Origin of the sequence: Occallatibacter sp., assembly GCF_049802275.1 — a bacterium.
Taxonomy (GTDB): domain Bacteria; phylum Acidobacteriota; class Terriglobia; order Terriglobales; family Acidobacteriaceae; genus Telmatobacter.
In genome coordinates this window covers 1-5843 of sequence record NZ_JBARMD010000077.1, presented here as the reverse complement: position 1 = coordinate 5843, position 5843 = coordinate 1, and the positions used below count along the sequence as shown (strand labels likewise).

Annotated in this window: 6 protein-coding genes; 4 read left to right on the top strand and 2 right to left on the bottom strand. The window is 59.9% G+C overall.

What is annotated here, in order from left to right; translation table 11 throughout:
• Positions 1-66 precede the first annotated feature (66 nt).
• Together WA354_RS02600 and uxaC are read right to left on the bottom strand one after the other, a co-directional pair.
• Positions 67-717 carry a UdgX family uracil-DNA binding protein gene (locus tag WA354_RS02600; protein ID WP_472811451.1) on the bottom strand — a complete coding sequence of 217 codons (651 nt, stop codon included), beginning with the start codon at positions 715-717 and terminating at the stop codon, positions 67-69.
• A 125-nt stretch (positions 718-842) separates the two neighbouring features.
• Positions 843-2270 (bottom strand): glucuronate isomerase, encoded by a 1428-nt coding sequence (gene uxaC / locus WA354_RS02595; RefSeq protein ID WP_472811452.1) that lies wholly within the window; start codon positions 2268-2270, stop codon positions 843-845.
• Between the two features lie 156 nt (positions 2271-2426).
• Between uxaC and WA354_RS02590 the strand changes: the two genes are divergently transcribed.
• From WA354_RS02590 to WA354_RS02575, 4 genes are all read left to right on the top strand, one after another.
• Positions 2427-3656, top strand: a complete 1230-nt coding sequence (locus WA354_RS02590) for an extracellular solute-binding protein (RefSeq protein WP_472811450.1) — start codon at positions 2427-2429, stop codon at positions 3654-3656.
• Positions 3653-4444: an SDR family NAD(P)-dependent oxidoreductase gene (locus WA354_RS02585; protein ID WP_472811449.1), complete on the top strand. Its 792-nt coding sequence runs from the start codon at positions 3653-3655 to the stop codon at positions 4442-4444. The genes WA354_RS02590 and WA354_RS02585 overlap by 4 nt, the downstream gene beginning before the upstream one ends.
• Before the next feature lie 112 nt (positions 4445-4556).
• Entirely contained in the window at positions 4557-5390 is an 834-nt protein-coding gene (locus WA354_RS02580) for a fumarylacetoacetate hydrolase family protein (RefSeq protein WP_472811448.1), read from the top strand.
• Between the two features lie 163 nt (positions 5391-5553).
• A partial coding sequence (locus WA354_RS02575) for an aldehyde dehydrogenase family protein (RefSeq protein ID WP_472811447.1) occupies positions 5554-5843 on the top strand: 290 nt, incomplete at its 3' end.

Below are 5843 nucleotides of genomic sequence, written 5' to 3'. Positions count from 1 at the left end.
GACATGGGAAACCACGAACCTTCCCCGGCCCTGCGAAACGACGCGCCGCAATCCGCCGTTCGGTCCTTAACGCCCCGCGATTTTCGCCGCCTCGCGCAAATCTTTCACCAGCATCCGCATTTGCTCGTGCCGCTCCTCATCTGTCTGCGCGCGCAAGATTGCCGATGGATGGAGCGTCGCAATAATCGGCGGCAAACCCGGCGGCTCCTGCACCTTTCCGTGCGCCTGCGTGATCCTGAAGCTCGATCCGAGTAATCCCTGCGCTGCGGTCGCACCAAGCGCCACAATTAACTTCGGTCGCACCGTCTCCAACTCGGCATCCAACCACGGGCGGCACGCAGTGACCTCTTTCATGCTCGGCTTTTTGTGAATGCGCAGTTTGCCGCGCGGCTCCCACTTGAAATGCTTTACGGCATTCGTTACGTAGACTTCACCGCGATCGATCTCCGCTTGTTCGAGCGCTTTGTCCAGCAGTTTGCCTGCCGGACCGACAAACGGTCTTCCCTGCTTGTCTTCCTGATCCCCCGGCTGTTCGCCGATCATCATGATCGCAATCTTCGGGCGCGCCGCTCCATTACGCGAGTCAATCTCTCCAAACACAGCCTGCGTTGCGTTGCGATAGAGATCGCATCCCTTGCACTTCTGCACTGCCGCAGCCAGCACAGGGAGCGTCCGCTGCTCCGGAATAAACCTCGCCGCACCCTCGCTCGTCTTCACCACAATGAACCGCTCCCACCCTCACCACTTTGGATGCAAGCACAAGTCGATTCAGTAGCAGAGCCGCCTGTTACTCCCTATTCCCTATTTCCCTATGTCCCTATGTCCCTATGTCCCTATGTCCCTCAAAGTCTGTACGCCTTCCTGACCAGACCCACGGTTAGGTCCTGCGCAAGTTCCACCGCCTCATCTTCGTCAAGCACCTGCTCCGCTACCATACGCGCCAGAAACGCTGCATCCGAGCGGCGCGCGACATCATGACGCGCAGGTATCGACAGAAATGCGCGGGTGTCGTCGTTAAACCCCACCGTGTTGTAGAACCCCGCAGTCTCCGTCACGAGTTCGCGGAACCGTCGCATCCCCTCGGGGCTGTCAAAGAACCACCAAGGCGGCCCCAGTCGCAGGCATGGATAATGTCCCGCCATGGGCGCCAATTCCCTGCCGAAGGTCGTCTCATCCAGCGTGAACAAAATGATCGACAACCCCGGCTCGTTTCCGAACCGATCGAGCAACGGCTTAAGCGCATGCACATAATCGGTCGGCCCGGGAATGTCGGCGCCCATGTCGCGCCCGTACCGCTCGTGGAGTTGTGCATTGTGGTTGCGCACCGACCCCGGATGAATCTGCATCACCAGCCCATCCTCCAAACTCATCCGCGCCATCTCCGTCAGCATCTGCGCCCGGAATAGTTCCTGGTGCTCCGCATCGGCATCGCCTTCCAGTACCTTGCCAAACAGCCACTCCGCCTTCGATTCATCCAGGTTGGCCGTCTTCGCAGTTGGATGCCCGTGATCCGTGGCCGTCCCGCCCATCGCCTTGAAGAACTGGCGCCGCGCCTGGAGCGCCCTCAAATAGCCTCGCCACGAAGCCGTGTCTTCGTTCGTCAGTTTCGCGAGCGCTGCAACATTCTCGAAAAATCCTGGAAACGCCGGATCCACCGCCGGATCTGGCCGGAACGTCGGAACAATCCGTCCCTTCCAGCCCGATTCACGAATCGCCTTGTGATCCGCCAACGCATCCAGTGGCGAATCCGTGGTTGCCAGCACCTCGATCCGGAAACGCTCAAAGAGCGCGCGCGGCAAGAACTCCTTCTCACCCAGCTTCGCCTCGATGGTGTCGTAGTAATGATCCGCCGTCTTCGCCGACAACCGCTCCGTCAACCCGAACAGTTTCTCAAACACATAATCCAGCCACAGCCGCGAAGGAGTTCCTCGAAACAGGTGGTAATTGCTCGCGAAGATGCGCCATACCTTGTGCGGATTCTTGACAGGCTTGCTGCCAGCGGGATCCCCGGCGGCAGGTCTTGGTCGCTGGGGCGGAATCTCCAGTTCCTCCAGCGAAATCCCCTGGCTGTACAACATGCGAAAAACATAGTGATCCGGTTGCACCAGCAGCGTCACGGGATCGGGAAACGGCTCATTGCGCACGAACCATCCCGCCTGTGTATGCCCGTGCGGGCTCACAATCGGCAAATCCTTGATTCCGTCGTACAGCCGCCGTGCAATAGCCCTCGTCTTTTCCTCTGCGGGAAACAGTCTGTCCTCGTGAAGCAGCGCCACCCCGGTTCTCCTTTCGTTTCGCCTCTTCAGTATCATTCATCGCACTGGCAAGCGGTATACTGCGGCTGCCGCTGGGCGGTACACGAATCTCATCATGAAAGTACTGCGTACGAAGCTCCCTGAATTTTCGCGCGCTCTCTTGGAGGCTGCATGAACAGCCTGCGCATCATTCTCCGCAATTATTCGGATTTTGAAAACGCCCTCGCTGAAGAAGCCAGACTCTTCGAAGCCCACCATCCAGGGACGAAGATCGAACTCGTCTCCGTCGGTATTCACGAGCTCTACAAATCCGCAGTCACCGAAGGCGGCCTCCGCGATGGTCACTTCGATCTGGCGCTCCTGGTAACCGACTGGCTCGCCGAAGCCCACGCCGCCCGTGCGCTTGAGGACTTGCATCACTGGCAGCAGCTTATTCCTCTCCACGATTGGCCCGCCGGGTGGCCGAGTTCCCTCGTCCAGCCGCTCCTCTTCGGCGATCATCTCAGTTCCATTCCGTGGCACGACGGCCCGGAGTGCCTCGTTTACAGGACAGACCTGTTTGCCGACCCTGCAATGCGCGAGGAATTTCATGCACAGTTCTTCCGCGACCTCGCGCCTCCCTCCACCTGGGAAGAATTCGAGCAGACCGCGCGCTTCTTCACCAATCAGTCCAAGGGCCGATATGGTACGGTCTTCGCCGCATTCCCCGATGGCCACAACACGCTCTACGATTTCGCCCTGCAGTTGTGGAGTCGCGGCGGCGAGCTAACCGACTCAACCGGGCGACCTTTTTTAACTACTCCCGTTGCGCTGTCAGCTCTCGAATTCTATCGGCGTATTGTCGGCGATCCATCCCTCTGCCATCCCCGGTCGCCACAGCTTGACTCAACCCAATCTGGCGATCTCTTCCTCGCCGGCGAAGTCGCCATGATGGCCAACTGGTTCGGATTCGCTGCGCGCTCCGCCTGCGAAGGTTCGCCCCTCGCAGGCAAGGTCGCCATCGCGCCCATCCCTACTGCAAACGGCGCACCGCCTGTTTCTCTCTCGGTGTTCTGGGCGCTCGCCATGGGTCGAGGATCGCGCCGCAAGGAACTCGCCTGGCAATTCCTTCGCTATGTCGCCTCACCCGAACGCGATCTCGGCATAACCAGTCATGGCGCCGTCGGCGTGCGCCTCTCCACGTGGCGGAATCCGACGTTGCAGGCTCGCATCCCTGTCTACCGCGAGGTCGAAGCCATCTCTCTCGGCGCCCGCCATCTACCGTCTGGCCCCGCAATGGCATCCTTCGCCTCCATCGTTGACCACGTCATCACCCGTGCGCTTACCACCAGCGAACCCTCTGCCGCTATTCTTGAATCAGCGCAACGCGAGATTGACAGCAAAGGAATCCGCTTCTCATGAGCAGAACGCAGGTCGCGCAATCAACGCAGGCCTTTCGCCTTGACGGTCGCCATGCCCTCGTTACGGGCGGTGCCAGTGGCATTGGAGAAGCAACGGCAAAAGAACTCGTCCACGCCGGGGCCTTCGTCTGGATTGCCGATATCAATCTTTACTCCGCCCAGGAACTTGCCAAGTCCATCGGCTCCTCGCAGGCGTTGCATCTCGATGTCACCAGCCCCGAGTCGATCCATTCTGCCCTTTCGCATATCGGCCACCTCGACATCCTCGTCAACAACGCCGGCATCGGCCACGTCGGATCGATCCAGCAAACTGAACCTGAGGATTTCGACCGTCTCCTTAATGTCAACGTCAGAGCCGTCTATCTCGTCACCCGCGCCTTTCTTCCGCTGCTCCTTGCAACGAGCGCAGCCGGAGGTCTCGCCGGCACCGTCGTCAACATCGCTTCAGTCGCGGGTCTCGTCGGTATCAAGCAGCGATTTGCCTACTGCACCACCAAGGGCGCCGTCGTAGCCATGACGCGCCAGCTTGCTGTCGAATACCCCAAAACGCTCCGCGTCAACGCCATTTGTCCCGGCACCGTCGAAACCCCTTTCGTCGAGGGCTATCTCGAAAAATTCCACCACAACAACAAGGAAGAAGTTCGCGCCGAACTCCGCGCCCGCCAACCGATCGGCCGCCTCGGCCGGCCCGAAGAAGTCGCATCAATGGTTCGCTATCTCGCCTCAGATGAAGCCGCTTTCATCACCGGTTCCCTCTTCAACATCGACGGCGGCTGGACCGCTGCGTGAAGTTTCGTCGCTGACCTGCTAACTCGCTTGATCGCGAAGCGATCGCTAACTTGCTGTGTTTGTCAAAAAATGCGGCGCAACGGGCAGCACAATTCTACTGGAGACTGTCTTTATGAAGCTGATCTCTTTCTCAACCCCTACCGCCCCCATCCGCCCAGGCATCCTCTTCGACGACACCTCCACCATCCTCGACCTCAGCCCCAACGGTTTCTCCTCAACGCTGGATGTAATCACACGCGCCTCCACCAGCGCGCTACCTGCCTCGAGACTTGGCCTCGACGGCGTAAAGATTCACGCGCCGCTATCGAACCCGCCCCGGATCTTCGCCATCGGCCTCAACTATCGCGACCACGCCAAAGAGTCGGGCATGGAAATCCCCACTACGCCCGTCATCTTCTTCAAGCTGGCCACCGCGATCATCGGTCCCGGCGAGCCCATCGTCCTGCCCAAAAACTCCACGCAACCCGACTACGAGGCTGAATTCGCATTCGTCATCGGCAAAGGCGGCTATCGCATTGCCGCTGCAGACTGGCGCGACCACGTCTACGGCTACACCATCGTCAACGACGTCAGCGCCCGCGACGTGCAGTTTGCCAGCACCCAATGGTCGATGAGCAAGTGCTTTCCCACTTTTTGTCCGCTCGGTCCCGCCATCGTCACCGCCGACGAAATCGCCGATCCACACGCACTCGACATCAGCCTCTCCATCGACGGCGAGGTTCTTCAGCATTCCAACACTCGCGGACTGGTCTTCAAGATTCCGGAATTGATCGAGTACATCTCGTCCATCACGCCTCTGCTGCCCGGCGACATCGTCTCCACCGGCACACCTCCGGGCGTCGGTCTCGGGCGCAATCCCAAGCGGTGGCTCAAACCCGGCGAAACCGTCACCATCACCATTGAAGGCCTGGGCTCGCTCACCAACCCCGTCGTCGCCGAACCGTAACCGTAAGCCATCGACACTGGAAAGCACATTCCTGCGCTGCAAATCCATCACAGAAATGGGTGCCCCATGTCTCGCTTTTGAGACATGGGATCCGTTATGCGGACTGCGCAAATCCCGCTGTTCCCTGACACCTGACCTCTGAACCCTGCATAATGACCTTGTCATGGAACTCACCGGACTCTCATTCCTAGGCTCGCAGCGCGGCTCGCGTGAAGGCGACAGCTTCCAGGCCTTCGCCCCTCAAACCGGCGAGCCGATCCAGCCTGTTTTTCGCTCCGCCACACCGCAGGAACTCGAACGTGCTGCACGGCTCGCCGCTGAAGCCTTTGCAAGCTACGCGCAGACAAGCGGCAAGACCCGGGCTGCCTTCCTCCGCCGCATCGCCGACGGCTTCGAATCCCATCGCGATGAACTTGCCCAGCGTGCGCATCTCGAAACGGCGCTCCCCATGCC

Coding starts and splice junctions, on each gene's coding strand:
- WA354_RS02590 (WP_472811450.1), top strand. CDS start 2,427: ATGAACAGCCTGCGCATCATTCTCCGCAATTATTCGGATTTTGAAAAC.
- WA354_RS02580 (WP_472811448.1), top strand. CDS start 4,557: ATGAAGCTGATCTCTTTCTCAACCCCTACCGCCCCCATCCGCCCAGGC.
- WA354_RS02585 (WP_472811449.1), top strand. CDS start 3,653: ATGAGCAGAACGCAGGTCGCGCAATCAACGCAGGCCTTTCGCCTTGAC.